The 24902-nt window shown below is 71.6% G+C and carries 24 protein-coding genes; 23 read left to right on the top strand and 1 reads right to left on the bottom strand.

Annotation, left to right across the window (positions count from 1 at the left end):
• Positions 1-179 precede the first annotated feature (179 nt).
• The 3 genes from ACGFYQ_RS37210 (at position 180) to ACGFYQ_RS37200 (ending at position 4716) form a co-directional block, all read left to right on the top strand.
• The gene (locus tag ACGFYQ_RS37210; RefSeq protein WP_393750978.1) at positions 180-1835 is read left to right on the top strand and encodes an MDR family MFS transporter; all 1656 of its coding nucleotides are present in this window, start codon (positions 180-182) and stop codon (positions 1833-1835) included.
• 197 nt (positions 1836-2032) lie between these two features.
• Entirely contained in the window at positions 2033-3064 is a 1032-nt protein-coding gene (locus ACGFYQ_RS37205; protein WP_393750976.1) for a methyltransferase, read from the top strand.
• Positions 3065-3111: 47 nt separating this feature from the next.
• Positions 3112-4716: an FAD-dependent oxidoreductase gene (locus ACGFYQ_RS37200; protein ID WP_393750974.1), complete on the top strand. Its 1605-nt coding sequence runs from the start codon at positions 3112-3114 to the stop codon at positions 4714-4716.
• Positions 4717-4821: 105 nt separating this feature from the next.
• Here ACGFYQ_RS37200 and ACGFYQ_RS37195 read toward each other — a convergent pair whose 3' ends face one another.
• Positions 4822-6411: an FAD-dependent monooxygenase gene (locus ACGFYQ_RS37195; protein WP_393750971.1), complete on the bottom strand. Its 1590-nt coding sequence runs from the start codon at positions 6409-6411 to the stop codon at positions 4822-4824.
• A gap of 229 nt (positions 6412-6640) precedes the next feature.
• Here ACGFYQ_RS37195 and ACGFYQ_RS37190 point away from each other — a divergent pair, with 229 nt between their 5' ends.
• From ACGFYQ_RS37190 to ACGFYQ_RS37095, 20 genes are all read left to right on the top strand, one after another.
• Complete coding sequence (locus ACGFYQ_RS37190; RefSeq protein WP_393750969.1) at positions 6641-7093, top strand: DUF1772 domain-containing protein; 453 nt, start codon at positions 6641-6643, stop codon at positions 7091-7093.
• The gene (locus ACGFYQ_RS37185) at positions 7090-7641 is read left to right on the top strand and encodes a hypothetical protein (RefSeq protein WP_393750967.1); all 552 of its coding nucleotides are present in this window, start codon (positions 7090-7092) and stop codon (positions 7639-7641) included. The genes ACGFYQ_RS37190 and ACGFYQ_RS37185 overlap by 4 nt, the downstream gene beginning before the upstream one ends.
• Positions 7638-9515: an asparagine synthase (glutamine-hydrolyzing) gene (gene asnB / locus ACGFYQ_RS37180; protein ID WP_393750965.1), complete on the top strand. Its 1878-nt coding sequence runs from the start codon at positions 7638-7640 to the stop codon at positions 9513-9515. The genes ACGFYQ_RS37185 and asnB overlap by 4 nt, the downstream gene beginning before the upstream one ends.
• 91 nt (positions 9516-9606) lie before the next feature.
• Positions 9607-9978: a TcmI family type II polyketide cyclase gene (locus ACGFYQ_RS37175; protein WP_393750962.1), complete on the top strand. Its 372-nt coding sequence runs from the start codon at positions 9607-9609 to the stop codon at positions 9976-9978.
• On the top strand, positions 9975-10406 hold the full coding sequence (locus ACGFYQ_RS37170; RefSeq protein ID WP_393750960.1) for a cupin domain-containing protein: 432 nt from the start codon (positions 9975-9977) through the stop codon (positions 10404-10406). Before ACGFYQ_RS37175 ends, ACGFYQ_RS37170 begins: the two co-directional genes overlap by 4 nt.
• Positions 10403-11680: a beta-ketoacyl-[acyl-carrier-protein] synthase family protein gene (locus ACGFYQ_RS37165; RefSeq protein ID WP_393750958.1), complete on the top strand. Its 1278-nt coding sequence runs from the start codon at positions 10403-10405 to the stop codon at positions 11678-11680. Before ACGFYQ_RS37170 ends, ACGFYQ_RS37165 begins: the two co-directional genes overlap by 4 nt.
• A complete protein-coding gene (locus tag ACGFYQ_RS37160; RefSeq protein ID WP_393750956.1) occupies positions 11677-12939 on the top strand; it encodes a ketosynthase chain-length factor in 1263 nt (420 codons plus the stop codon). Before ACGFYQ_RS37165 ends, ACGFYQ_RS37160 begins: the two co-directional genes overlap by 4 nt.
• 25 nt (positions 12940-12964) lie before the next feature.
• Complete coding sequence (locus ACGFYQ_RS37155; protein WP_328930689.1) at positions 12965-13228, top strand: acyl carrier protein; 264 nt, start codon at positions 12965-12967, stop codon at positions 13226-13228.
• Positions 13228-13692 (top strand): SRPBCC family protein, encoded by a 465-nt coding sequence (locus tag ACGFYQ_RS37150; RefSeq protein ID WP_393750953.1) that lies wholly within the window; start codon positions 13228-13230, stop codon positions 13690-13692. The genes ACGFYQ_RS37155 and ACGFYQ_RS37150 overlap by 1 nt, the downstream gene beginning before the upstream one ends.
• Positions 13693-13723: 31 nt before the next feature.
• Positions 13724-14473: an SDR family NAD(P)-dependent oxidoreductase gene (locus ACGFYQ_RS37145; protein WP_393750951.1), complete on the top strand. Its 750-nt coding sequence runs from the start codon at positions 13724-13726 to the stop codon at positions 14471-14473.
• Entirely contained in the window at positions 14454-14798 is a 345-nt protein-coding gene (locus ACGFYQ_RS37140; RefSeq protein ID WP_393750949.1) for an antibiotic biosynthesis monooxygenase family protein, read from the top strand. Before ACGFYQ_RS37145 ends, ACGFYQ_RS37140 begins: the two co-directional genes overlap by 20 nt.
• Positions 14795-15100, top strand: coding sequence for an antibiotic biosynthesis monooxygenase family protein (locus ACGFYQ_RS37135; RefSeq protein ID WP_393750946.1), 306 nt, complete (start codon positions 14795-14797; stop codon positions 15098-15100). Before ACGFYQ_RS37140 ends, ACGFYQ_RS37135 begins: the two co-directional genes overlap by 4 nt.
• Before the next feature lie 260 nt (positions 15101-15360).
• Positions 15361-16614 (top strand): cytochrome P450, encoded by a 1254-nt coding sequence (locus ACGFYQ_RS37130; RefSeq protein ID WP_393750944.1) that lies wholly within the window; start codon positions 15361-15363, stop codon positions 16612-16614.
• A gap of 56 nt (positions 16615-16670) precedes the next feature.
• Positions 16671-17486 (top strand): SAM-dependent methyltransferase, encoded by an 816-nt coding sequence (locus ACGFYQ_RS37125; RefSeq protein WP_393750942.1) that lies wholly within the window; start codon positions 16671-16673, stop codon positions 17484-17486.
• A 54-nt stretch (positions 17487-17540) separates the two neighbouring features.
• Positions 17541-18317: an SDR family NAD(P)-dependent oxidoreductase gene (locus ACGFYQ_RS37120; protein WP_393750940.1), complete on the top strand. Its 777-nt coding sequence runs from the start codon at positions 17541-17543 to the stop codon at positions 18315-18317.
• 130 nt (positions 18318-18447) lie between these two features.
• Complete coding sequence (locus ACGFYQ_RS37115; RefSeq protein ID WP_393750938.1) at positions 18448-19428, top strand: zinc-binding alcohol dehydrogenase family protein; 981 nt, start codon at positions 18448-18450, stop codon at positions 19426-19428.
• Between the two features lie 351 nt (positions 19429-19779).
• On the top strand, positions 19780-21372 hold the full coding sequence (locus ACGFYQ_RS37110) for an MDR family MFS transporter (RefSeq protein WP_393750936.1): 1593 nt from the start codon (positions 19780-19782) through the stop codon (positions 21370-21372).
• A gap of 67 nt (positions 21373-21439) precedes the next feature.
• The gene (locus ACGFYQ_RS37105) at positions 21440-22288 is read left to right on the top strand and encodes an SDR family oxidoreductase (RefSeq protein WP_393750934.1); all 849 of its coding nucleotides are present in this window, start codon (positions 21440-21442) and stop codon (positions 22286-22288) included.
• Positions 22289-22468: 180 nt separating this feature from the next.
• On the top strand, positions 22469-23971 hold the full coding sequence (locus ACGFYQ_RS37100) for a peptide MFS transporter (protein ID WP_393750932.1): 1503 nt from the start codon (positions 22469-22471) through the stop codon (positions 23969-23971).
• 18 nt (positions 23972-23989) lie between these two features.
• Complete coding sequence (locus tag ACGFYQ_RS37095) at positions 23990-24883, top strand: MBL fold metallo-hydrolase (RefSeq protein WP_393750930.1); 894 nt, start codon at positions 23990-23992, stop codon at positions 24881-24883.
• Positions 24884-24902 lie beyond the last annotated feature (19 nt).

Raw genomic sequence — 24902 nt, 5'->3', positions numbered from 1 at the left:
CCGGGCGGGCGGCCGGCCCTGTCCTCCCGGGACGGGCCGGCCGCACCCCCACGGCAACCGAAACCATCCGCGAATTTCCCCTGGCCGCTTCCGGGCCGAGACAGACAGGTGACGCCGGCCGCCGCGCAGCGGCCGGTGCGACGGGGACCGCGCACACCGATCCGAAAGGCGGCACCACCATGTCCGCTACCACCGCGCGGGCGCCGAGAGGGCCGCATCCCTCCGGCACCCGGACCACCCCCGTCCTGATCGCCTGCATGCTCGCCGCGTTCCTGGCCATCCTCGACCTGCAGATCGTCGCCACCGCCCTGCCCCGCATCGCGGGCGACCTCGGCGGCATCGACCTCTTCGCGTGGGTGACCACCGCGTACGTCATCGCCAGCAGCGTGACCACGCCCGTCTACGGCAAGCTCGGCGACCTCTTCGGCCGCAAGGTCACCTTCCTGTCGGCGACGGCCCTGTTCCTCCTCGGCTCCCTGCTCGCGGGCCTGGCCGGCTCCATGGAACAGCTCATCCTCTTCCGCGTCGTGCAGGGTCTCGGTGCCGGAGGCCTCTTCGTCTCCGTTCTCGCCACCATCGGCGAGCTCTTCGCCCCGCGCGAACGCGCCACGTACTACGGCATGTTCGGCATGATCTTCGCCGGCGCCGCACTCGCCGGCCCCGCCGTCGGCGGCGTGCTCACCGAGGCGCTCAGCTGGCACTGGGTGTTCCTGTTCAACCTTCCCGTCGGCGCCGTCATCGTCGTCCTGCTCGCCAAGTACCTGCACCTGCCGCGCGCCGTCCGCGCGTCCACGATCGACTACGCCGGCGTCCTCACCCTGTCCGGCGCCATCGTCTCCCTGACGCTCCTCACCTCCTGGGGCGGCGTCGAGTACGCCTGGAACTCCCCGCAGATCCTCGGCCTCGGCCTCGCGGCCCTGCTGCTCCTCGCCCTGTTCGTCAAGGCCGAGTCCCGCGCGGACGAGCCGATCGTCCCGCTGCGCCTGTTCAAGGACTCCACCTTCACCCTCTCGCTGCTCGGCGCCGCCGTCTGCGGGATCGTGTTCGCCGGCGCCGTCAACTTCCTCGCCCTGTACGTCCAGGTCGTCACCGGCGCCGGTCCCGCCGCCTCCGGCTTCGTCCTGCTCCCGATGATGCTCGGCGTCGTCCTCTCCTCCGTGGCCTCCAGCAAGATCATTGCCAGGACCGGCACGTACAAGATCTTCCCCGTCCTGAGCATGGCCGTCGGCATCGTCGGTGCCCTCCTGCTGTCCACCATGGACGCCGACACCCCGCGCGGCCTCGCCGCCCTCTACATGGCGGTCTTCGGATTCGCCTCGGGCCTCTCCGCCCAGGTCTTCACGCAGGCCGCGCAGAACACCGCGCCTGCCCGGGACATGGGCGCCGTCTCGGCCGCGGTGACCTTCGGACGCTCCTTCGGCACCTCGATCGGCATCTCGCTCTTCGCCGCCCTCTTCTACGGCCGGCTGACCGACGAACTCGCCGACCGCGTCCCGGCCGGTGCCCTCGGCGGCGTCGACCACGACTCCCTCTCCTCGAACACGGTCCTCGACTCGCTCGACGCGCCGGTGCGCAGCGCCGTCGAGCAGTCCTACGCCGTCTCCCTCACCCAGGTGTTCACCGCAGCGGTGCCCGTTCTCGTGGCCGGCCTGGTCCTCGCCCTGCTGATGAAGAACGTCACGCTGCGCTCCCACCACCACGGTGCCGGCGACGACGGCCCCGCCCCGCGCGCCGACGGCGCGCCCACCGGCGGCGACGGTGCCGGGATACCGGCCGGCTCCGCCGCCGCGGCCCCCGCTCCGTCCTCGGCCGACGGCTCCCCCGAAGCGGCCTGATCGCACCATCCCCCGCGTGTGATCACGGCCGAAGCGCCGCCCACCCCCGCCACCGGCGGCGGGCGGGCGGCACTTCTCCATGTCGGCGGCGGTACGGGCTCCCGCGGCTTCAGGCCGCTTCGAGTGGGACTCCACGCGAACCGGCCATTGTCGGGAGAAGGACCGAAGCGGTCCCCACGGTTTGCTAGGAGGCTCGCGTGACAACGACCGATGACCGTACGACGGCCGCGGCGGTCGACCCCGGTCCGCTGATCAAGCTGACCATTGCGGACTGCGCGGCCAAGGTGCTGCACAGCGCCGTGACGCTCGGCGTGTTCGGCGCCCTCGCCGAGGGACCGGCCGACGCGGACCACATCGCCGCCGAGTCCGGCCTGCACCCGCGCATGGCCGCCGACTTCCTGGACGCGCTGGCCGGTCTCGGCCTGCTGGAGCGCACCGGCGACCAGTACGCCAACGGGCCGCTGGCCCGTGCGTACCTGGTGCCCGGCACCTCCACGTACCTCGGCGGTTTCGTCGAGCTGACCAACGAGACCCTGTACGGCACCTGGGGCCGGCTCACCGAGGCGCTGACCACCGGCGCCCCGCAGCACCTCGACCCCGACAAGGGCGGCTTCGTCGGGAACACGCACAACGACCCCGAGAAGATGAAGCGCTTCTTCGCCGGTCTCGACGCGTACAGCGACCGGATGGGCATCGAGCTCGCCGGCAGCATCGACTGGAGCCGCCACTCCTCCTTCGTCGACCTCGGCGGCGCGCGCGGCAACCTCGCGTCCGTGCTGGTCAAGGAGCACCCGCACCTGAAGGCCGGCGTGTTCGACCTGGAGCGCACCCGCCCGCTGTTCACCGAGCACACCACCCGCCTCGGCCTCGGCGACCGGATCGAGTTCACCGGCGGCGACTTCTTCGCGGACGACATCCCGAAGGCCGACGTCATCGTGCTCGGCCACATCCTGCACGGCTTCGACACCGACCGCCGCCAGGAACTGCTGCGCCGCGTCTTCGCCTCCGTCAACCCCGGCGGCCAGGTCCTCATCTACGACCGGATGATCGACGACGAGCGCCGCAACGCCGAGCGCCTGCTCTCCAGCCTCCACATGCGCCTCGTCAGCCAGGACGGCTCGGAGTACCGCATCGACGACGTCCGCACCTGGCTTTCCGAGGCCGGCTTCACCGACACCGCCGCCGAGCCGCTGCTCGGCACGCACACGCTGGTGACCGCGACCCGATGACCGCCCACACGGAGCCGTCCGCCGCCCCGACCACCCAAGGAATCACCATGAGCCAGGAGAAGGTGCCCGTACTCATCGTCGGCGGCGGCCTCGCGGGTCTGTCCGCCGCCGTGTTCCTCGCCCACCACGGGGTGAAGGCCACGCTGGTGGAGCGCCACCCCGGCACCTCCACCCACCCCAAGGCCCGTGCCATCAACCCGCGCACGATGGAGCTCTACCGCGCGGTGGGCATGGAGGACCGGGTCAAGGCCGGACGTTCGCCGATCTCCGGCAACACCGACCTGATCCACGTCGAGACCCTCGCCGGCAACGAGCGGGTCCGGATGCCCAACGCCTCCATCGAGGACATCAGCCGCATCAGCCCCGCCCAGTGGACGCTGATCGACCAGAATCAGCTCGAGCCCATCCTGCGCAAGCGGGCCGAGGAGGTCGGTGTCGACCTGCGCTTCCACACCCGCCTCGACGCCGTCACCGAGGACGCCGACGGGGTGAGCGCCACGCTCACCGACGCCGGCACCGGCGAGAGCTACACGCTGCGTGCCGAGTACCTCGTCGCCGCCGACGGCAGCCGCAGCCCCGTCCGCGAGCTGCTGGGCATCGGGTCCCACGGCCGTGGCACCCTCACCAACCTGGTCAGCTTCTTCTTCGACGCCGACCTGGAAGAGGCCCTGCGCGGCCGCAAGATCATCGCCGCCTACGTCAACAACCCCGAGGTGCGCGGCACGATCATCCCGATCGACAACGACCGCAAGTGGGTCATCAACGTCTCCTTCTTCCCCGACAAGGGGCAGAGCGCCGACGACTTCACCCCCGAGCGCTGCGTCGAGCTGGTCCGGGCCGCCGTCGGCGTCCCCGACCTGGAACTGACCATCGAGTCGGTCAACATGCCCGCCTGGGACATCTCGGCGCGCGTCGCCGACACGTTCACCGCGGGCCGCTTCCTCATCGCCGGTGACGCCGCGCACGTCATGCCGCCCACCGGGGCCTTCGGCGCCAGCACCGGCATCCAGGACGCGTACAACCTGGCCTGGAAGCTGGCCCTGGTGCTGGCCGGCAAGGCCGGTCGGGGGCTGCTGGCCTCGTACGACTCCGAGCGCCGCCCGGTCGCCGACGAGACCGTTCGCCAGGCGATGCTGCGCTTCGCGGTCCGCGAGGGCAAGCAGTTCCAGGACGTCGCCAAGGACCTGGTCGACGAGACCACGATGACCTTCGGGTACGCCTACCCGGCGGGCGCGTTCGCCGGCGAGGACCCGGAGCTGTGGACGGTCACCGAGGACCCGGACAAGCCCAGCGGCCGTCCCGGCTCGCGCGCCCCGCACGTGCTCGTCACCGGTGAGCACGGCCCGTTCTCCACCGTCGACCTCTTCCCGGTCGGCTTCACCCTGCTGACCGCCGGCCCCACCGCCCCGTGGGCCGCGGCCACCGCGGCCGGACGCGAGCTCGGCCTGGTGCTGACGGTCCGCGGCATCGGCGAGGGCGGCGACTACGCCGATACCGAGGGCACCTTCAAGGAGCGGTACGGGATATCCGAGGGCGGCGCCGTCCTCGTCCGCCCCGACGGCTTCGTCGCCTGGCGCTCCCAGGACGGTCCCGAGGGCGACGTCGCTCAGACCGTGACCGGCCTGCTGCGCCAGATCCTGTCCCTGGACTGAGCCGCCCGCCCCGACTCGGCCCCCACCGACTCGGCCCCCCACAACGACTCGGCGCGCCTCCCGGAACCGGGAGGCGCGCCGAGTCGTTTCCGCTGTGACCGCTGGTCAGACCGTGCGCGACAGCAGCCGGTGGACGACCGCCGACAGCTCGACCGCCGGGTCCGCGGGCTCCTCGGCCGCCCGCCAGGCCAGGAAACCGTCCGGGCGGACCAGCGCCGCGCCCGTGGCCGTGATCCCGTACTTCTTCAGGAACGCCTCCACGACCTCGGCCGGCTCCTCGCCGCCCACCCGGTGGAAGGCCAGCTCGATCCCGGTCAGCCGGGACACGCCGCCCGCCGCACGCTCCCACAGGGCGCTGTCGGGCCCGGCCAGCAGCCGCCAGCCGCCCGTCAGCGTGTCGTGCAGCGGCGCGCCGACGCCGCCGGCCCGCAGCTCGAAGTGCGGGGCCCGGGTGCCGGGACGGCCCGAGGGCTGGGTCGGGTCCTCGACCGGGGCGCCGTCGTCGTCGCCCGGCTCGGACAGCACCGCGCCCGAACGGTAGACGTGGCCGAACAGCACCGTCGTCTCCGGGCGGTGGCGGGCCGCGACCTCCTCGTCCAGGCCGCTGCGCTGCAGGTACCGGATCACGCCCTGCTCGGTGGTGAACTCGGCGACCGGGACCCGCTCCTCCTCGTACGTGTCCAGCAGCTCCGGACCGGCCTGCCCGCGCAGCACCAGCGCCAGCTTCCACGCCAGGTTGTGCGCGTCCTGCACGCCCATGTTGCCGCCGAAACCGCCGGTGGGCGGCATCACGTGGGCCGCGTCACCGGCCAGCAGCACCCGGCCGGAGCGGAACCGGTCGGCGATCCGCGCCGCGATCTCCCAGCTGGTGCTCGACTCCACCGCCACGTCCAGGTCCGGCACGCCGACCGCGGCCCGGACCATCTCGACGCAGTCCTCCTCGGAGTACTCGGCGTGGGTCTCCTCCGGCGGCAGGCTCGGCGCCAGCACCCAGCGGTCCGCGTTGTCGAGCCGGCCGAGCACGCCCTTGACCTTGTCGTTGCTGACGAAGCAGAGGAAGAACTCGCGGCCCGCGACGTACTCGTCGAGCGCCGCGTGGAAGATGACGTTCATCTGGCGGCCGAAGACGCCCTGGCCGTGCGTGCCGATGCCCAGTTCCTCGCGGATCGCGCTGCGGAACCCGTCCGCCGCCACCAGGTACTTGGCGCGGACCGAGGTCTCGGTGCCGTGCCGCACGTCCCGCAGGACCGCGCTGACCCCGTCCTCGTCCTGCTCGTAGCTCACCAGCTCGGTGGCGAAGCGGATGTCCGCCCCCAGCTCCTCGGCCTTCGCGCGCAGCACCGGCTCGAAGCGGTCCTGGCCGATCAGGGTCCAGCCGGTCGTGCTGACCTCGTTCGGGTCGTGCCGGAAGGGACCGTCGAACCGGCCCAGTTCGGCCCCCGTCAGCGACTGCACCTGCAGGATGTCGCCGTACTGCGCGTACGGGTTCTCCTGCGCGCGCACGGCCTGCTCCAGGCCCAGCGCGCGCATCAGCTCCATCGTGCGGGGGCTGGCCGCCTGGGCCCGGGGGTGCGCCGAGATGTGCGTGTGCCGCTCGACGAGGATCGGCCGTATGCCCTGCTGCGCGAGGAACAGCGCCTGGGCCAGCCCCACCATGCTGCCGCCCACGATCAGTACGTCGGTTTGCTCCGCCATCGGATGTGCTCCTTGTTCTCGATGCCGCTGCCGTCTCCATGCGGTTCCGGACACTCCCGGCCAGCCAACACGGCCCGGCTAGAGGACCGCTCGGACCCGGAACGCGCCCGCCACCACCCGTGACGCCGGGCGCCGGCCGCGTCCAGACCGCTTCAAGCGGCGCGCGAGCCCCGGCTGAAAACCTTCGTACCGCTGTTGACGATCCATGCTGGACGGGAGGCCTCGGGCCGTGCTGGAAACCCTGAGTGTGCTGGTGCTGCTGGGCACCGGGCTGGTGGCGGGGGTGCTCTTCGCCGTGGCGGTCAGCGTCATGCCCGCCCTGATCGCGATGACCCCCGACCGCTACGTCGACACCCACAAGCTGCTCGGCAAGCGGTACGACCGCTTCATGCCGTTCATCGTGAGCGGCTCCGTCGTCGTCGACGTGGTCTTCGCCGTGCGCGCCGACGAGAGCGGGCCGCGGGCCCTGTTCATCGCCGCGGCCCTGGCCATGACCGGCGTCGCCATCGTCTCGCAGACCCGCAACGTGCCCATCAACAACCGGGTCAAGAAGACGCAGCCCGAGGACCTGGGACCCGACTGGCAGGACCCGCGCACCCAGTGGCGCGACTGGCACCTGGTGCGCACCTGCTTCGCCATCGCCGGCTGCACCCTGACGGCCGCCGCGGTGGTGCTCTCATGACGGCCGCACCCGGGCAGGCGCTCACCGGCGCCCCGCGCGTCGCCCGGGCCCTGCCCGACGCCGAGGACCGCGCCGCCGCCAACGCCCGCATGATCGCGATCCTCTCCAAGCCCGACCCGGGCCCGGTCGCCGAACACCTCGCCCTGCTCCACTTCACCGGCCGGCGCAGCGGCGCCGCGCACACCATTCCGGCGGGCGTGCACCGCCTCGCCGACGGCCTCTTCATCGCCACCGGCAGCGCCTGGCGCCACAACTTCGCCGGCGGCGCCGACGGCGAGCTCACCTGGCGCGGCCGCCGCGAACCGGTCCGCTTCGAGCTCGTCACCGACCCCGAGCGCACGGCCCGCGGCTACCTGGAGCTGTACGAGCGCTACGGCGCCGAGGCCGCCCACCGCCGCCTCGGCATCCTCGTCGCCGAGGACGGCCCGGCGCCCACCCTGGACGACTTCCGGGCCGCCGTCACGGGTATTCCGCTCGCCCTGGTCGCCGTGACGGCCACCGCCGGCGACACCACCGAACTCGCCATGAATGAGAGGACCTCCCGATGAGCGCAATCGCTGGCTGGGTCGACTTCGAGCGGGACCTGTCCCCGGAGGCCGCCGTCGTCGAGACCATGGCGGCCACCCTCGCCCACCGCGGCCCCGACGGCCAGGGCATCTGGATCGAGGGCCATGCCGCGCTCGCCCACCGGCGCCTGGCCCTCCTCGACGTGACGGAGACCGGACAGCAGCCGGCCGTCTTCGCCACCGAGGGCGGCACCACCGTCGCCGTCCTCACCCTCGACGGGGCGATCACCAACCACCCCGAGCTGCGCGCCGAACTGGCCTCCAAGGGCCACCGGTTCACCGGCGGCGGCGACGGCGAGACCGCCCTGCACGCCTACCTGGAGTGGGGCACCGACTTCCTCACCCACCTGGAGGGCCTCTTCGCGATCGCCCTGTGGGACGTCCGCAGCCAGGAGCTCCTGCTGGCCCGCGACCGCCTCGGCGTGAAGCCGCTCAGCTACTACCCGACCCCCGCCGGCGTGCTGTTCGGCTCCGAGCCCAAGGCGATCCTCGCCCACCCGTACGTGGCCCCGATCGTCGACGCCGACGGCCTGCGCGAGCTGTTCGCACACAGCCGCAAGCCCGGCACCTCCGTCTACCGCGGCATGCGCGAGGTCGTCCCCGGCCACGTCCTCGTCGTACGCCGCCCCGGCACCCGGGAGCAGCGCTACTGGTCGCTGCCCGCCCGGCAGCACACCGACAGCCTCGAAGACACCATCACCACCGTCCGCGGGCTGCTCGCCGACGCCGTCGCCTCGCACCTGCGCGCCGACGTCCCCGTGGGCGCCATGCTCTCCGGCGGCATCGACTCCAGCGCCCTGACCGCGCTCGCCCACCGGACCCTGACCGGCGCCGGCGGCGGCCCGCTGCAGAGCTTCTCGGTGAACTTCACCGGCTACACCGAGAACTTCGAGCCGCACCCCACGATGCGCTCCACGCCCGACGCCCCCTACGCGGCGCTCGCCTCGCAGCACATCGGCTCGCAGCACCGCGAGATCCTCCTCGACACGGCCGCCCTCACCGACCCCGAGGTGCACGCCGCCGCCCTGCGCGGCCAGGACGCCCCGTCCCCGCTCGGCGACATGGACGTCTCCCTCATCCAGTTCTTCGCCCGGCTGCGCGAGGCGGGCTTCGCCGCCGTGCTCTCCGGCGAGACCGCCGACGAGGTCTTCAACGGCTACTTCTGGGCGTACGACCCCCAGCACAGCAACTCGCAGACCTTCCCGTGGGTCAACTTCGAACGCAGCCACGACGCCGCGGCGGGCGGCCTGGGCACCTCCATGATCGACCGACAGCTGCGCAAGGAGCTCGACTTCCTCGGCTACGCCGACCAGCACTACCGCGACGCCCTGACCGAGGTCCCGCACGTCGAGGGCGACACCCCCGCCGAGCGCCGGGCCCGCGAGGTCACGTACCTCGCCCTGACCCGCTGGGCGCCCACCCACCTCGACCGCGCCGACCGCATGAGCATGGCCCACGGCGTGCAGCTGCGGCCGCCGTTCTGCGACCGGGCGCTCGTCGAGTACGTCTACAACGTGCCGGCCGCCCTGAAGCGGGTGGACGGCGTCGAGAAGAGCCTGCTGCGCTCCGCGGTGGCCGACCTGCTCCCCGACGCGGTGCTGCACCGCAAGAAGAGCGCGTACCCGACCACCCAGGAAGCGGCCTACGGGGACTTCGTGCGCCGCCGGTTCGTCGAACTGGCCACCGACCGGGGCGCCGCCGTCGCCGGCCTGCTCGACACCTCGGCGTCCGCCGACGCCCTGACCGCCGACGGCTCCCCGCAGGGCGCCTTCGCCTGGGTGGAGCGGGCCAGCATGGAAATGGTGCTGCAGCTCGAGACCTGGCTGACCGAGTACCGGATCGACCTGCGGCTCTGACCGTGCGGGCCGCCGGTCCAGATCGTTTCAAGACAGCTTCGAGACGCACCCGCGAGGGTGAGTCAACGACCGAGGAAGCCAGGAGGGCAACGTGCACCGCACACTGATCGTGGCGAGGATGGGACTCGCCGACGCCGAAGGCGTCGCCAAGGTCTTCGCGGATTCGGACAACACCGACCTGCCGCACATGGTGGGCGTCTCCAGGCGGACCCTGTTCGCCTTCCACGACCTGTACTTCCACCTCGTCGAGGCGGAGCAGGACATCGGCCCGAACCTCTACAAGGCGCGCAGCCACCCGCTGTACAACGACATCAACACCCGGCTGCAGGAGTTCATCTCCCCGTACGACCCGAACTGGCGCGAGCCGCGCGACGCGATGGCCGTCCCGTTCTACTCCTGGACCCCGGAGAGCGGCGTCGTCATCACCCCGCCGTCCGGCCCGAACCTGGGCGGCGCCCGATGACCACCTCCGCCACCCCCACCAAGGTCAACCTGGAAGAGGTCGTCTCCAACCGCAAGCGCGGCGGCGACATCCGGATCACCCTCAGCCCCCGCACGGTCGGCTGCACGTCCGGCTTCGGCGGCACGCTGCGCCTGGCCCACGGCGAGTACGTCACCGAGCACCTGCACCCGTACTCCGAGGAGTTCCTGCACGTCGTCTCCGGCGAGCTGGAGATCACCCTCGACGGGGAGCCGGTGCGCATCGGCCCCGGCGACTCGCTGCTCGTCCCGATCGGCGTCCGCCACCGCCTGGTCAACTCCGGCCCGGAGCCGGCGCACGTGGTCTTCCACCTGTCCCCGCTCGCGCCGCGCCCGGAGCTCGGCCACGTCGACACCGAGGCCCCGCTCGTAGAGGGCGGCGCCAACCCGGATGTCGGAGGGGCCCGATGAGCCGTCGCGCCGTCATCACCGGGGTCGGCGCCGTCGCCCCCGGCGGCATCGGCCGGGACGCCTACTGGGACCTCCTCTCCAACGGCCGCACGGCCACCCGGGAGATCAGCCTGTTCGACGCGTCGAAGTTCCGCTCCCGGGTCGCCGCCGAGTGCGACTTCGACCCGGTGGCCGCGGGCCTCAGCGCCCAGGAGATCCGCCGGATGGACCGGGCCGCCCAGTTCGCGGTCGTCGCCGCCCGCGAGGCGATCGAGGACAGCGGCATCGACCTCGGAGCCGGCGACCCGGGCCGGATCGGCGTCAGCATCGGCAGCGCCGTCGGCTGCACCACCGGCCTGGAGGACGAGTACGTGGTCCTCTCGGACGGCGGCAAGAACTGGCTCGTCGACCACAGCTACGGCGTCCCGCACCTGTACGGCTACATGGTCCCCAGCACGCTGGCCGCGGAAGTGGCCTGGCAGGCCGGGGCCGAGGGCCCCGTCGCGCTGATCTCCACCGGCTGCACCTCGGGCCTCGACGCGGTCGCCCACGGCGTCCAGCTCATCGAGGAGGGCACCGCCGACATCGTCATCGCCGGCGCCACCGACGCCCCGCTGTCGCCCATCACCCTGGCCTGCTTCGACGCCATCAAGGCGACGACGCCCAACACCGCCGAACCCGGCGCCGCCTCCAGGCCCTTCGACGGCCGCCGCGACGGCTTCGTGCTCGGCGAGGGTTCCGCCGTCCTGGTCATCGAGAGCGAGGAGTCGGCCCGGCTGCGCGGCGCCACCGTGTACGCCGAGGTGGCGGGCTTCGCCAGCCGCTCCAACGCGTTCCACATGACCGGGCTCAAGCCCGAGGGCCGCGAGATGGCCGAGGCCATCCGGGTGGCACTGGACCGGGCGCAGCTCAACCCGGAGGACATCGACTACATCAACGCGCACGGCTCGGGCACCAAGCAGAACGACCGGCACGAGACCGCCGCGTTCAAGCGGAGCCTGGGACAGCGCGCGTACGAGATCCCGGTCAGCTCCATCAAGTCGATGATCGGGCACTCGCTCGGCGCGATCGGTTCGCTGGAGGTGGCCGCCTGTGCTCTGGCTCTGCGTCATCAAGTGGTGCCGCCGACCGCGAATCTCTCGGTCCCGGACCCCCAGTGCGACCTCGACTACGTACCCGTGACCGCCCGCGAGCACCGCATGGACCACGTGCTCAGCGTCGGCAGCGGATTCGGCGGCTTCCAGAGCGCCCTGATTCTCGGCCGCCCCGGCGGCAACGGAAGGGAGGCGGCATGAGCGCCCTCGGCATACCCGACGGGCGGAGGCGCCCCGCGGTCGTGACCGGCCTGGGTGTGGTCGCCCCCACCGGCATCGGGGTCCGGCAGCACTGGGAGTCGGTACTGGCCGGCAAGAGCGGCCTCGGCCGCATCACCCGCTTCGACCCGTCCTCGTACCCGGTCAAGGTGGCCGGGGAGGTGCCCGGATGGGAGGTGCGCGAGCAGGTCCCCAAGGGCCTGATCGCCCGCACCGACCGGTTCACCCACTTCGCCCTGGCCGCGGCCGAGGCGGCGCTCGCCGACGCGGCCGTCGACCCGGAGCAGCTGCCCGAGTACGAGATGGCCGTGGTCACCGCGAGTTCCTCGGGCGGCACCGAGTTCGGCCAGCGCGAGATGGAGCAGCTGTACCAGCAGGGCCCGGCCTGGGTCGGCGCCTACCAGTCGATCGCCTGGTTCTACGCGGCCACCACCGGCCAGGTCTCCATCCGGCACGGCATGCGCGGCCCCTGCGGGGTCATCTGCGCCGAGCAGGCCGGCGGCCTGGACGCCCTGGGCCAGTCCCGGCGGCTGCTCGACACCGGCTCCCGGCTGGTGCTGTCCGGCGGTACGGACGCCTCGCTGTGCCCGTACGGCCTGACCGCCCAGCTGCCCACCGGCGCGCTGTCCACCGAGGACGACCCGACCCGCGCCTACCTGCCCTTCGACGAGGCCGCCGCGGGCTACGCACCCGGCGAGGGCGGCGCCATCCTGGTCGTCGAGACCGAGGAGGGCGCCCGCGAGCGGGGCGCGAAGCACTACGGCCGGATCCTCGGCTACGCCGCCGGGTTCGACCCGCCGGCCGGGTCCGAGCGCCCGCCCGTGCTCGCCTCCGTGATCCGCCGCGCCCTGGCGGACGCGGGGGTCACCGCCGACGCCGTGGACGTCGTCTTCGCCGACGCCGTCGGCACCCCGGACCTCGACCGCGCCGAAGCCGCCGCGATCAACGAGGTGTTCGGCGCCGGCCGCGTCCCGGTGACCGCGCCCAAGACGCTGACCGGCCGCCTGTACGCGGGCGGGGCCGCTCTGGACGTGGCGACCGCCCTGCTCAGCCTGAGCGCCGGCGTGATCCCGCACACCGCCGGCCCCGGCCGCGCGGCACCGGGACTGGGCATCGACCTGGTCGTCGACCGCCCGAGGCGGACCGCGCCCAGGACGGCGGTGGTCCTGGCCCGCGGCCACGGCGGTTTCGCCTCCGCGCTGGTCGTGGACGCCGGGGACCGCACCGACCACACCAACTGACTCATACGCGAAAGGGCAGGAAGCCATGAGCGATTTCACCGTAGCTGACTTGAAGCGGATCCTGCAGGCGGGCGACGGCATCGACTGCGAGGTGGACCTGGAGTCCGACCTGGACCCCAACACCTCCTTCGCCGAGCACGGCTTCGACTCCCTCGCCGTGCTGGAGCTGACCAACCGGATCGAGCGCGAGTACGGCATCTCCGTCGAGGACGGCGGCCTGGAGTACGAGAACACGCCGCGCGAGGTCGTGGACTACGTCAACGCGCTGCTCGCGGAGGCCCGAGTCTGATGGCAGGCCACACCTGCAACTCCATCGTCATCGACGCTCCGATGGACCTGGTCTGGGAGCGGACGAACGACGTACGGTCCTGGACCGAGCTGTTCAGCGAGTACTCCGTCGCCGAGATCCTGGAGCAGGACGGCCCCACCGTCACCTTCCGGCTCGCCCTGCACCCGGACGAGAACGGCAAGGTGTGGAGCTGGGTCTCGCAGCGCACCACCGACGAGGCCACCCGCACCGTCCGCGCCCACCGCGTGGAGACGGGCCCCTTCGAGTACATGAACATCCACTGGGAGTACACGCAGACGGACGAGGGCGTCCGGATGCAGTGGACCCAGGACTTCCACATGAAGGACGGGGCGCCCCTCGACGACGAGGGCATGACGGACCGCCTCAACCGCAACACCCCGGTCCAGATGAATCTGATCAAGGAAAAGCTCGAGGCCGCCGCACGCGCAGCCCTCGCCAGCTGACTCCGCCGCAGTACCACAGGAGGGAAACACCGTGGAATTCGGACTGCACGGCAAGAAGCTGCTCGTCACCGGCGGAACCCGCGGCATCGGCCGTGGCATCGTCCTGGCCGCCGCACACGCCGGCGCCGACGTGCTCACCTGTTACCGCCAGGAGAGCGAGTACGTCGAGAGCCTGCGCCGCGAACTGAAGGAGACCGGCGGCGACCACCACGTCATCCGCGCCGACATCGGCGAGATCGAGGAGGTGGACCGGCTCGTCGAGGAGGCCAAGAACCGCTACGGGCGGCTCGACGGCATCGTCAACAACGCCGGCACGATCACCCACATCCCGTTCGCCCAGCTGCCGGTCGACGAATGGTCGCGGGTGATCGACACCAACCTCACCGCCTCGTACCGGGTCATCCAGCAGGCGCTGCCGCTGCTCGGCCCCGGTGCCTCGGTCGTCAACATCGGCTCCCGCGGTGCCGCCGCCGGCATCCCGCTGCGCGCCCACTACACCGCCGCCAAGGCCGCGGTGATAGGCCTGACCCGCTCGCTGGCCAAGGAGCTGGGCGGCAAGGGCATCCGGGTCAACGTCGTCGCGCCCGGCGTCATCGAGACGGAGGCGTTCGCCGACATGCCGGCGGAGCGTGCCGAGGGGCTGCGCGCCACGTACTCGCAGAAGACCGCCCTCGCCCGTCTGGGCACGGTGGAGGAGCTGGCCGCACCCGTCCTCTTCCTGATCAGCGATCTCTCCGCGTACGTCACGGGTGAGACGATCAATGTCGACGGAGGAATCTGACGTGGCTCAGCCGATATTCCGAGTCATGCTGCGCATGCAGATAAAGCCTGGGATGGGCGCCGAATTCGAGCGGGTGTGGAAAGAAGTCGGCGAATCCGTCACCAGCCACCCCGCCAACATCGGCCAGTCCCTCTCCCACGGTGCCGAGAAGGACGAGGAAGGGGTCTACTACATCGTGAGCGACTGGGTCGACGAGCCCCAGTTCCGCGCGTTCGAGACCAGCGACACCCACCTCGAACACCGCACCAAGCTCCACCCCTACCGCAGCGGGGGCTCCATGACGACCATGCACGTCGTGGCGGGCATCGCGGGCGCGGCCGCGTGAGCGCCCCCGCCGTCGAGGTGGTGCTCTACCACCTCACCGACCGCGGGCCGGACGTGCTGGCCGCGTACCACGAGGCCAGCCGCCGCATGGCCGGCACCCCGGGCCTTCTGGGCAACCAGCTGATGAACGAGGTGGGGCGGCCCGACAGTTACGTCGTCGTGAGCCACTGGGACAGCTGGGACTCCTTCGAGACGTGGGAGGGCGGCGTGGGGCACAAGGACCAGACGGCCCCGCTGCGGGAGTTCCGCGACACCGAGCGCGCGCGCCCCTTCGAGATCTACAAGGTGCTCGCGAGCTACTGAGCGCCCGCACGGGAAGCCCGCCTGCCGGGCCGGACCGACCACGGTCCACGGCCCCGCAGGCGGGCTCGTGCCGTTTTCACCGGGGAACCGGAAATCGGAATTCCCATGGAAACAGCCGGAGTCGGAATTCGCTAGAAGTCTGGTCGAATCCGCCTGGACGGCAGTGGAAACTGCCGTTTCCTTGTGGCTGAATGAGATCCGAGAAAACCAGAGTTCGCGAACTGAACGCATAATTCAGCCGCCATACGAGGGAGCCCCACGTGGCCAGTGCCGCGACGACGAGCAACGTGCTCGAGCTGTTCGACTCCGGTTTCGTACGCGATCCACACCCCACGCTTGCGTCCTTGCGCGAGGAGTCGCCGGCACACCTCGTGGCCACTCCCAACGGCCTCAAGACGTGGCTGGTGACCCGCTACGAGGACGCCAAGGCGCTGCTGACCGACCCGCGGGTCAGCAAGGACATGCGCGTCGGCTACGGCCTGGTCCCGCAGAATTTCGTGGACCCCGAGAAGCAGGCGCACTTCCAGGCCCAGCGCGGCACCCGCAAGCAGTTCGCGACCGAGCTGAGCACCACCATGCTCGACAGCGACGCCCCGGACCACACCCGCCTGCGCAGGCTCGTCGCCAAGGCGTTCACCATGCGCCAGGTCGAGGCGCTGCGCCCGCGGATCACCGAGCTGGTCACCGAACTCCTGGACGCTCTCGAAGGCCAGGACGAGGCCGACCTGATGGACGCCCTCAGCTTCCCGGTGCCCTTCACCGTGATCTGCTGGCTGCTCGGCGTCCCGCCGGAGGACCGCGACCGGTTCCGCCGCTGGTCGAACCTGCTCACCTCCGGCCAGGGCACCGAAGAGGCCCTCGACGCCAGCCAGGACATGGTCGCCTACCTGCGCGCTCTCATCGCCGCCAAGCGGGAGAACCCGGCCGACGACATGCTGACCGCGCTCATCGAGGCGACCGACGAGGGGGAGAAGCTCGACGAGGTCGAACTGATCTCGATGGCGTTCCTGCTCCTCGTCGCCGGCCACGAGACCACGGTCAACCTGCTCAACACCGGCACGCTGGCGCTGCTGACCAACCCCGACCAGCGCGCCCTGCTGGAGGCCGACCCCGGCCTGTGGGACAGCGCGATCGACGAGTTCCTGCGCATCGACGCCCCGCTGGCCAATGCCACCTGGCGCTTCACCCTGGAGCCCATCCAGCTGGGCGAGGTACTCATCCCCAAGGGCGAGTTCATCACGATCTCGCTCAGCGCCGCCGGCCGTGACCCGGAGCGCTACGCCGACCCCGACCGCCTCGACATCACCCGCAAGAACTCGGGGCACCTGGCGTTCGGACACGGCGTCCACCACTGCATCGGCGCGCCCCTGGCCCGGCTGGAAGGCCGCATCGTGCTCGGCGAGCTGTTCCGCCGCTTCCCGGAGCTGAGCCTCGCCACGGCCGAGGGCGAGCTGCCCTGGCGCCCCAGCTTCAACCTGCGCGGCCTCGCCTCCCTGCCGGTCCGTCTGCGCTGATCCGCGTGGTCCGCGCCGCTCCCATCCCGAAGAACCAGTCGTTGAAGGAGACTTCCGTGAACCGTCCGTCCTGGGCACCGCCCGAGGTCGACATCGAAAAGCCGAGCATCGCCCGGGTCTACGACTACTGGGTCGGCGGCACGCACAACTTCCCGGCCGACGTCGCGGTCGCCAAGGCCATCGCCGACAAGAACCCCCTGCTGCCGCGCACCCTGCGCTCCAACCGGGCCTTCCTGCGCCGTGCCGTCGCCGAGCTGAGCGCGCTCGGCATCGACCAGTTCATGGACGTCGGCTCCGGCATCCCGACCAACGGGAACGTGCACGAGATAGCCCTGGAGAAGAACCCCGACAGCCGTGTGCTCTACGTGGACATCGACCCGGTCGCCGTGGCCCACGGCAAGGCCATCCTGGCGGGCAACCCGCAGGCCAAGTCCCTTCTGGGCGACCTGCGCAAGCCCGGCGACATCTTCGCCGCCCAGGAGACCCAGGACCTGATCGACTTCTCGCGCCCGGTCGCCCTGATCCTCGCCGCGGTCCTGCACTTCATCAGCGACGCGGACGACCCGAAGGCCATGCTGCGGGAGTTCACCGACAAGCTCGCCCCGGGCAGCTACGTCGTCATCTCGCACGCCGGCATGGAGAAGAAGCCCGCGCCCGAGGAGGTTCCCGCCTCCGCCTCGCAGACGTACCAGGAGAACGTGAGCGAGGTCTACTGGCGCGACATCAGCGAGGTCAACGCGCTCTTCGAGGGCCTCGAGCTCATCGAGCCCGGCGTGGTTCCGGTCCCGCTGTGGCGGGTCGGACCGGAGGGCGACCCGGAGGGCTTCGGCGCGGAGGCGCACGCCCTGGCCGGTGTGGCCAAGAAGGTCTGATCCGCCGCGCACCGCAGCGACCGAACCGATGAGCTGGCTGGAATGGAGTGACTGATGGAGACCGATCTCCGGAACAAGGTGGTGCTGGTGACGGGGGCCTCCTCCGGCATCGGACGAGCGACCGCCGTCGCCTACGGCGCTGACGGCGCGCGGGTGGCGATCACCTACCACAACAACAAGGAGGGTGCGGAGGAGACGGCCCGGCTCGCCCGCGAGGCGGGTGCCGCCGACACCCTGACGGTGCGTTACGACCTGAACGACGAAAGCGTCATCCGGGATGCGGTCAAGACCGTCGCCGACGCCTGGGGCGGGATCGACGTCCTGGTCAGCAATGCCGTCGTGTGGTCCGAGGGCATCCCGCGGCCGGGCCGGGAGATGCCCGACTTCGAGAACGCCGACCCGAGGCTGTGGCAGGAGGTCCTGCGCAGCACCGTCGACGCGACGTTCTACACGATCGCGGCCGCACTGCCGGCCATGCGCGGCCGCGAGTGGGGCCGGATCGTCATGGTCTCCTCGGGCCTCGCGGACCACGGCATGCGCGGCGGCGCGGCCTACGGCGCGGCCAAGGCCGGCCTGCTGGGCATCGCGCGCAGCCTGACCTGGGAGCTCGCCTCGGAGAACATCCTGGTCAACGTGGTCGCCCCGGGTCAGACCATGACCGAGAACGTCCGCCGGATCGCTCCGGCACCGGCGCTCGAAGCCAAGGCCAAGACCCTTCCCTCGGGACACCTTTCGGTCCCGGAGGACGTGGCCAACACGATCGTGTTCCTCGGCTCCCGCGCCAACGGCAACATCAACGGCCAGGCCGTCCGGGTCACCGGCGGAACGTGATGCCCGCGGCCGGCCGGCGGGCGACGGGGAGCCGCCCCGTCGCCCTCCGGCCGGCCTCCGGCCTCCCCCCACGCTGATTCCGAGCCGGCGGCCATACGTCGGCTCAAGCACCGACCACTGTGGAGACAACATGCGCATCGTCCGCTACCACCAGCACGGCGCCCCTGACGTGCTGCGCCTCGAAGAGGCGCCCAGGCCGGACGCCGGTCCCGGCGAGGTGCTGATCCGGGCGGAGGCGATCGGCGTCAACTTCGCCGATGTCCAGAAGCGCCAGGGCAAGCCGATCGGCGGCCCCGCCACGCTCCCCGGCGCACCCGCCGGCGACGTCGCGGGCGTCGTCGAGGCGGTCGGTCCCGGCGTGACCCAGGTGTCGGTGGGGGACCGCGTCGTCGCGCCCGTGCGGTACGGCGCCTACGCCGAGTACGCCGTCGCGTACGCGTCGACGGTGTTCCCGCTCCCGGAGTCGATCGACGCCGCGCAGGCCACCGCGCTGCCGAGCCCGGGTGAGACCGCGTACCACGTGCTCAACACGGTCGGTCAGCTCAAGGCCGGGGAGACGGTCCTGGTCAACGCGGCCTCCGGCGGCATCGGCCACCTGCTCGTGCAGCTCGCCAAGGCGAAGGGCGCGGGCAAGGTCATCGGCACCGTGGGCAGCGCCGCCAAGCTGGACTTCGTCCGTTCCGTCGGCGCGGACGACGCTTTCTGCTACGGGGACGAGAGCTGGGTCGAGCAGGTTCGCGAGGCCACCGGTGGCAAGGGTGTCGACCTCGTCCTGGAGACCGTCGGAAACGAGGTGCTGAGCCACAGCATCGCGCTCGCCGCGCGCTTCGGGCGGATCGTCTGCTACGGCGGCGCGTCGGGCGAGCGGCCGCCGGCGATCTCGCCCTGGGACTTCGTCGACATGAAGTCGCTGCACGGGTTCAACCTGTACGCCCTCTTCCAGGACCGCCCCGAGGCGGTTGCCGCCGGACGCAAGGAGCTGCTCGCGTACGTCGAGTCGGGCCAGGTCACGCCGGTCGTGCACAGCAGGCTTCCGCTGGAAGAGGCGGCCAAGGCACATGAGTTGATGGAGTCCCGGGTGCACACGGGCAAGATCGTGCTGGTGCCCTGACCCCTTCCATGTCGGCACCGATCGCGGTTGCATGGTCCTTGGATCTCCGCTACTGTGCTAGACGTCTGTAATCGACACACAGGGAGTCCCGAGAAGCAAGCGAGCAACGAAGGACCGCGATCGGAAAGTCCGTCCAGGACTGATCGACGGTAGAGAGGGCCGAAAGAGGCCGGAGTCAGACACAGGATCTGACCACCCCATCTCCGCTGCCACAGCAGGCAGCGTTCTTCATCGAGTTCGTTATGCGTACTCCCGTCGTGAGCGATCTATCCGGGTACGTCTCTTCATGAGACAGCGGCTTCGTCCGTGCCGTACCAGGGCAGCGCTCCTCGATTACAAGGACATCCCCTCATGGCTTCCCGCTCCTCCGCGCCGGCCGCCGTCCCCACGGCACCACCCGCCTCCCGTAAGACCAACGCCGTGGTGCTCACCCTCATGGCAGCGGTCTTCCTGGCCCTGCTCGACTCCCAGATCATCGCGACGGCGCTGCCGCGGGTGGTCGGTGACCTGGGCGGACTCGACCAGTTCGCCTGGGCCACCACCGGCTACCTCATCGGCGGCAGCGCCGCCCTCCCCGTCTACGGCAAACTCGGCGACCTCTTCGGCCGCAAGCGCATCTTCGTCGGCTCCCTCGTGGTCTTCCTGCTGGCGTCGGCCGCATGCGGCCTCGCCCAGACCATGGAACAGCTCATCGCCTTCCGCGTCGTCCAGGGCATCGGCAGCGGCGGCCTGTTCATCTGCGTCCTCGCCATCATCGGCGAGATGTTCGGCTACCGCGAAGGCGCCCGCTACTACGGCTGGATCTCCATCACCTTCGGCGCCGCCTCCATCGCCGGCCCCACCATCGGCGGCATCCTCACCGAACTCGCTTCCTGGCGCTGGGTGTTCTTCGTCAACCTGCCCATCGGCGCCGTCGTCCTGTTCGTCGTCGTCATGATGCTGGACCTCCCGGCCCGTCCCCAGAAGGCCCGCATCGACTACGCGGGAGTCGTACTCCTCACCGTCGCGATCGTCGCCCTGAACCTCTTCGCCGGCTGGGGCGGCGTCAAGTACGCCTGGACCTCGCCCGCGATCCTCGCCCTCGCTGCCGGCACCGCCCTCGCGATCACGCTGTTCATCCTGGTCCAGCGCCGCGCGGCCGATCCCGTCATCCCGCTGCGGCTGTTCGCCAACTCGTCCTTCAGCATCATCATGGTGCTCAACTTCATCGGCGGCTTCGTCGGCCTGGGCCTGCTCAACTACCTGGTGCTCTGGCTCCAGACCGTGACCTCCCTCGACGTGCAGAAGTCCGGCTACGTCCTCACCGCCATGATGCTCGCCGTCGTGGTGAGCTCCTGGGTCAGCGCCAAGGCCATCGGCTCCACCGGCTCCTACCGCTGGCACCCGACCCTGAGCATGGCTCTGTTCGCCGTGACCGCTGTCCTCTTCATCTCCGCGGGCCCCTCGACCAGCGTGGCGCTCACCATCGGCTACATGGTGATGTTCGGCGTCGCCGCCGGACTCAACATGCAGGCCCTGAGCATCGCCGCACGCTCCACCGCGAGCATGCAGGACATCGGCGCCGTCCAGGGCACGGCGACCCTGATGCGCCAGCTCGGCACCGCGCTCGGCGTCTCGTTCTTCGCGGCTCTCATGGCCAGCAGGCTCGCCACCGGGCTGCAGGAGCGCTTCGGCGGTGACTCCGCGGTCCACATCGACAAGGACGGATCCCTCTCGCCCGAGGTGCTCGGCCAGCTGTCCGCGCCCGCCCGGCTCGAACTCGCCACCGTCTACGCCGATTCGCTCCGTCCCGTCTTCGTCGCGATGATCCCGCTCGTGCTCATCGGCCTCCTGGCCGCGTTCTTCCTCAAGGACGCCAAGCCCGCCGAGCGCCCCGCGCAGGACGCGCCCGGCGAGTCCCCCGCGGACGAGACGTCCGCCTCCGGCGCCCGCGCCGAATCCTGACCTTCCACTCGACCAGGGGTAATTCCCCCCGCACGGTTCCGTGCACCGCACCAAGGAGACAAAACGCATGATTCTGGTTACTGGCGCCACCGGCAACGTCGGCTCCGAACTCGTCGTTCAGCTGGCTGCCGCGGGCATCCCGGTCCGGGCCATGACCCGTTCGCCCGAGAAGGCCGACTTCCCCGCCGGCGTCGAGGTCGTCGCCGGCGACTTCGACAAGCCCGAGACCCTGCCCGCCGCCCTCGCCGGCGTCGAGCGCGTCTTCGTCGTCCCGCCGGGCTACGGCCCCGAGGGCCCGGTCCAGGAGACCACCCTCGTCGCCGCCGCCCGCGAGGCCGGCGTCAAGCACCTCGTCAAGATGTCCACCAGCGGCGTGCACTTCGACGCCACCGACCCGCTCAGCAACGGGCACCGCCTCGGTGAGCAGGTCATCCGGGAATCCGGGCTCCAGTGGACCATCCTGCGCCCCGGCACCTTCATGATCTACCTCTACAGCTACGCCCAGACCATCGCCGCGGACAAGACGATGTACTACACCGAGGGCGACCCGGTCTCCGCGATGATCCACCCCCGCGACATCGCCTCCGTCGCCGCCAAGGTCCTGACCACCTCCGGCCACGAAGGCCAGACGTACACCCTCACCGGCGCCGAGGCCTACACCCCGAAGCGCCAGGGCGAGATCATCGGCGAGGCCCTCGGCCAGCCGGTCAAGGTCGTCGAGCGCACCACCGCCGAAGCCCAGGCGGAGTACGACCGCCTCGGCTGGGGCGGCCCCCGCCTCGCAGGCCTGCTCGAGCTCAAGCGCCAGTCGGCCGCCTGGGACTTCGAGGTCTTCGACAACGTGGAGAAGATCACCGGCAACGCGCCGCTGACGCTGCGCGACTGGGTCGACGAGCACCTCCACATCTTCAACTGACCTGGTAACGCCACGCGGGGCCGGTGCGCTCGGGATCTCCGAGCCACCGGCCCCGTCCGCGTCCCGGTTGCCCCGCACGCCCGGCCGCCCGGACCGGGTCTCCAGGGCGGCACCAGCCTCCGCCGAGTGCGGCTCCGCAGGATGGAAGGCCAGCGCCGCAACCGCCCGAAGGAGACTGCCGTGGAGAGCCCGACCCGGTCGCACGACCCCAGCGGCGCCACGCTGCCGGGCGAGGACACGCCGACCGCCGCGCGGATCTACGTGCCGCCCATGGCGTCCGGCGGCGCCCCGCCCGGGCCCAGGGCACGGCGGGCGTTCGTCACGCTGCTCGGCGTCGACCTGTGGGAGCGGTTCAGCTTCTTCGGGATGGCCGCGATCCTGGTCCTCTACCTCACCGCCGCCCCCGCCGACGGCGGCCTGGGCATGGCCTCGCAGACCGCCACCGCCGTCTTCGCCGCGTACATGTCCCTGAACTTCATGGCCGGACTGCCCGGCGGCTGGCTGGCCGACCGGGTGCTCGGCGCGCGCCGGGCCGTGCTCCTGGGCGGCGTCCTCATCGCCACCGGGCACGCCGTCCTGTCCATCACCACCGCACCCGCGCTCTACGCCGGACTCGCGCTCATCGTCGCCGGTACGGGCCTGGCCAAGCCCTCGCTGGCCGCGATGGTCGCCGCCGTCAGCGGCGCCGAGAAGCGCGAAGCGGCCTTCTCCCGCTTCTACATGTGCATCCAGGTCTCCGCGCTGCTCGCCCCCGTCGTCACCGGACTGCTCGCCGAGAAGGTCGCCTGGCACCTCGGATTCGCCGCGGCCGCCTTCGGCATGGCGGCGGGTCTGGCCCAGTTCGGCATCGGGCTGCGCGCCTTCGACGACGTCGGCCGGTCCCCGGTGCGCCCCGTCTCGCGCGCGGAGGCCCGTACCGCCCTGCGGCGCGCGGCCGCGGGCCTCGCCGTCGCCGCGGCCGCCGTGACCGCGGTCGCGGCCGGCGCGCTGCCGCTGACGGCGGTGCTGGCACTGCTGGGCCTGTCCACCCTGTCCCTGCCGTTCCTCTACCTGCGCACGCTGCGCCGCCGCACACCCGTCGACGGGAAGCGGCTCTCGGCGTTCACCGGGGTGATGGGGGCCTCCGCCGCCTTCTGGATGATCTTCGCCCAGAGCGGTTCGGTGCTCGCCCTCTTCGCGGAGCGCCACACCGACCGCGCCGTCCTCGGCTTCGACGTGCCGGCGAGCTGGTTCCAGTCCGTCCACCCGCTGTTCGTCCTGCTGCTCGCCCCGTTCGTGACGAGGCTGCGCGGACCGGTGACCACGAAGTTCGCCGCGGCGCTGGGCGCGGCCGGCCTGAGCTTCGTCGTCATGGCGGCGGCCGCCCTGCTGGCCCAGGACGGAACCGTCTCCGCGGCCTGGCTGATCGGCGTCTACCTGCTCTACTCCTTCGGCGAGATCGTCCTCGCCCCGGCCGGACTCGCGCTCGCCGCGGCCGTCGCCCCGCCCGGCTTCACCAGCCGCTTCCTCGCCCTCAACGGCATGTTCGCCGCGGTCGGCGTGGTGCTGGGCGGCCAGCTCTTCCGGCTGACCGCGGTGCTCCCGCTGTCCGTCTACTTCCTGCTGATGGGCAGCGCCGTGCTCGCGGTCGGCGCCGCCGTGGCCGCCACCGCGCACCGGGTGCGCCCGCACCTTCCCGCCTGAACCCGAAAGGGGTATCCCGTGCATGTCACCGAGGTGGCCGACGGTGTCCACGCGTACGTACAGCCCGACGGCGGCTGGTGCCTGAACAACGCGGGCATCCTCACCGACGGGACCCGGAGCGTGCTGATCGACACCGCCGCCACCGAGGCCCGCGCCCGGAACCTGCGCCGCGCCGCCCTGCGGCTGGCGCCGCGACCGCCGCACGCCGTGGTCAACACCCACTTCCACGGCGACCACACCTACGGCAACTGCGTCTTCCCCGAGGCCCTGGTCATCGGCCACGAGCGGACCCGCACCATGGTCGGGACGGCCGGGCTGCACATGGCCGGCCTGTGGCCGGACGTCTGCTGGGGCGACATCGAGATCACCCCGCCGGAACTGACCTTCCAGGACCGCATGACGCTCCACGTGGGCGCGATCCGGGCCGAGCTCATCCACATCGGCCCCGCCGCGCACTCCGTCGACGACACCGTCGTCTGGCTGCCCGACCAGGGAGTGCTGTTCACCGGCGACCTCGCGATGAACGGGGTCACGCCCTTCTGTGTCATGGGCTCCGTCGCGGGCTCCCTGCGCGCCCTGGAGCGGCTGCGCGCCCTCGGCGCCACCACGCTCGTCCCCGGCCACGGCCCGGTCGGCGGCCCCGAGATCCTCGACGCCAACGAGGCGTACCTGCGCTGGGTCCAGGGGCTCGCCAAGGAGGGTGCCGCGGCCGGTGCGAGCCCGATCGAACTGGCGCGTGCCACCGACCTCGGCCCGTACGCCGCACTGCTGGACGCGGAGCGCCTGCTCCCCAACCTGCACCGCGGGTACGCGGAGGAGCGGGGGCTGCCCGAGGGCGCCCCGCTGGACATCGGCGCCCTCTTCGAGGAGATGGCCGTCCACCACGGCCGCCGCCCGGAGTGCCACGCCTGAGCCACGGGCAGGAGCGGCG

Origin of the sequence: Streptomyces sp. NPDC048258 (assembly GCF_043201995.1) — a bacterium.
Lineage (GTDB): Bacteria > Actinomycetota > Actinomycetes > Streptomycetales > Streptomycetaceae > Streptomyces.
Note: the sequence above shows the minus strand (reverse complement) of the source record. Positions and strands in the feature narration are given on the sequence as shown.

Bases quoted from the DNA above. Each gene is read 5' to 3' on its own strand.
- ACGFYQ_RS37115 (WP_393750938.1), top strand. From the start codon at position 18,448: ATGCGCATCGTCCGCTACCACCAGCACGGCGCCCCTGACGTGCTGCGC.
- ACGFYQ_RS37210 (WP_393750978.1), top strand. From the start codon at position 180: ATGTCCGCTACCACCGCGCGGGCGCCGAGAGGGCCGCATCCCTCCGGC.
- ACGFYQ_RS37110 (WP_393750936.1), top strand. From the start codon at position 19,780: ATGGCTTCCCGCTCCTCCGCGCCGGCCGCCGTCCCCACGGCACCACCC.
- ACGFYQ_RS37185 (WP_393750967.1), top strand. From the start codon at position 7,090: ATGACGGCCGCACCCGGGCAGGCGCTCACCGGCGCCCCGCGCGTCGCC.
- ACGFYQ_RS37155 (WP_328930689.1), top strand. From the start codon at position 12,965: ATGAGCGATTTCACCGTAGCTGACTTGAAGCGGATCCTGCAGGCGGGC.
- ACGFYQ_RS37105 (WP_393750934.1), top strand. From the start codon at position 21,440: ATGATTCTGGTTACTGGCGCCACCGGCAACGTCGGCTCCGAACTCGTC.
- ACGFYQ_RS37165 (WP_393750958.1), top strand. From the start codon at position 10,403: ATGAGCCGTCGCGCCGTCATCACCGGGGTCGGCGCCGTCGCCCCCGGC.
- ACGFYQ_RS37120 (WP_393750940.1), top strand. From the start codon at position 17,541: ATGGAGACCGATCTCCGGAACAAGGTGGTGCTGGTGACGGGGGCCTCC.
- asnB (WP_393750965.1), top strand. From the start codon at position 7,638: ATGAGCGCAATCGCTGGCTGGGTCGACTTCGAGCGGGACCTGTCCCCG.
- ACGFYQ_RS37200 (WP_393750974.1), top strand. From the start codon at position 3,112: ATGAGCCAGGAGAAGGTGCCCGTACTCATCGTCGGCGGCGGCCTCGCG.
- ACGFYQ_RS37170 (WP_393750960.1), top strand. From the start codon at position 9,975: ATGACCACCTCCGCCACCCCCACCAAGGTCAACCTGGAAGAGGTCGTC.
- ACGFYQ_RS37160 (WP_393750956.1), top strand. From the start codon at position 11,677: ATGAGCGCCCTCGGCATACCCGACGGGCGGAGGCGCCCCGCGGTCGTG.
- ACGFYQ_RS37195 (WP_393750971.1), bottom strand. From the start codon at position 6,411: ATGGCGGAGCAAACCGACGTACTGATCGTGGGCGGCAGCATGGTGGGG.
- ACGFYQ_RS37140 (WP_393750949.1), top strand. From the start codon at position 14,454: ATGTCGACGGAGGAATCTGACGTGGCTCAGCCGATATTCCGAGTCATG.
- ACGFYQ_RS37150 (WP_393750953.1), top strand. From the start codon at position 13,228: ATGGCAGGCCACACCTGCAACTCCATCGTCATCGACGCTCCGATGGAC.